The sequence below is a fragment of the Mesorhizobium sp. M1E.F.Ca.ET.063.01.1.1 genome, assembly GCF_003998155.1.
GTDB lineage: Bacteria > Pseudomonadota > Alphaproteobacteria > Rhizobiales > Rhizobiaceae > Mesorhizobium.
On record NZ_RZSC01001000.1, the window covers coordinates 1 to 1777 of the forward strand.

Sequence of the window (1777 nt, forward strand, 5' to 3'; positions counted from 1 at the left end):
CAGCGCATCAGGTGCCGCGCGGGACAGATTGGTCGGCAGCACCACCGGCGCCATGCCGAATGCCAGGCCCCAAAGCGTGACGAATCCGAAGGCAACGGCGATGTGCACGCCCCAAAGCACCAATGCCAGCGCCGCAAACGCCATCAACGCGGCGTTGCCCACGAGAGCCATGCGGATATTGGCATCGGCCATGCGGCCGCCGGCAATATTGCCGATCACAGCGGCGACGCCAAATCCAAGCAGCGCCAGGGCAATTGGTCCGGTTGCAAGGAGTGTCACATGTTCGAGGAAGGGGCGTACATAGACGGACCCGGCAAAATGCCCTGTCATCAGCAAAAGAATGGCCAGCATGCCGAGTTGAATGCCACGCCGCCGTGTCAGCCGAAATACATCCGCGAGGCTATTGCTGGCTGTGGCAGGCAGGGTTGGCAGGCTAAGCCACTGCAGCAGCATGGCAATCACGGCCAGCCCCGCTGTCAAGGCCATGGCGCTGCGCCATCCCAGCCAGTCGCTGATCAACGCACCCGCAGATGGTGCGGCAATGGTGGCGAGCGAGACGCCGAGGGTGACGATAGCCATGCCCCGACCTGTCGCATTGGCGCCAACCAGCCTGGCCACAACGGCAACCGAGAGTGCCCAGAATGCGCTGAGAGCGATTCCGAGCCCGGCCCGGCCCAACAGCAACAGCCAGAAATTGGGCGCTAGCGCTGCAACGAGGTTGGAACCGACCGCCAAGGCGCTGAGGACAACCAGCACCGTCTTGCGGTTCAGTCGGCCGATGAGAACATTGCTCAACATGGCCGTCACAGCGCCGACCGAAGCGGTGGCGGTGACGACCTGTCCGGCCGTTCCTTCGCTGATGCCGAGATCGCGCGCCATTGGCGTCAGCAGACCTGCCGGCAGGAATTCGGCTGACACCAGGGCAAAGCTGGTGGCCGCCAATGAAAAGACCGCGAACCACGTGGCTGCGTTCCACGCGGTTGGCGCGGCGGCATCGACGTCAATCGCTGCGTCTTCAAGCTGTAATGTTGTGTCTGTCACTGAAAGATCTCCAAGGTCTGGAGGTCTTCAATAGACGAGTCCTTTCGGATGATATGTATCTTAAAATCCGAAATTCATGTCCATTCGTCCGGGAATTGTGCGACGCACAACGCCTGGCGAGACGTTGGTGATGCGCTTGAACGCGCGCGCGAAGGATGCTTCGCTATCATAGCCCAAACGGGCAGCGACCTCGGCAACCGACAAGCCGTTTTGCCCCAGCAACTCGCGGGCAAGCTGCATACGCAGACGGGCGAGATAGCGTGCAGCACCCTCCCCTAATACAGCGCTGAAGCGCTCGGCGAAAATCGACCGCGATTGGCCTGCCAGGCTAGCAAGGCTTTCCAAGGTCCAGTTATAGCCGGGGTCTCGGTGCATGGCCGCCAGCGCGCGGCCGATATGGGGGTCGCGGATAGCGGCGAGCCAACCGGTGGTCGAGGCTCCAGTGCAATTGACCCAGCAGCGGATGAGCCGGGCTGTCAGCAAGTCCGCCATGCGCGACAAGATGGTGGCGCTGCCCATCTGCGGTTGCGCGGCCTCCGCCGTCATAGCCGCCAGCAAAGGGCCGACGACCGGATCGTTGCCAGCCACGTCGCACCCTTTGATGATCGGCGGCATCAACGCGATCAGTGGATTGAGCGCACAGACGCCCAAGGCCATGGAGCCGCAGAAAAGGGTGCTTGTCGGGCCTGTCCCTTCCCGCACCACTTCGCAGACATTGCTCCCCAACTTGTTCACC

At 62.4% G+C, this 1777-nt stretch carries 2 protein-coding genes; both read right to left on the reverse strand.

Annotated features, from left to right (window positions below; genetic code table 11):
- Nucleotides 1-1041 (reverse strand): MFS transporter (locus tag EOA29_RS35280; protein ID WP_145970006.1); only part of this gene is annotated, 1041 nt, incomplete at its 3' end.
- Nucleotides 1042-1101: 60 nt separating this feature from the next.
- Nucleotides 1102-1777: AraC family transcriptional regulator (locus tag EOA29_RS35285; protein ID WP_145970007.1), on the reverse strand; the 676-nt coding region annotated here is incomplete at its 5' end.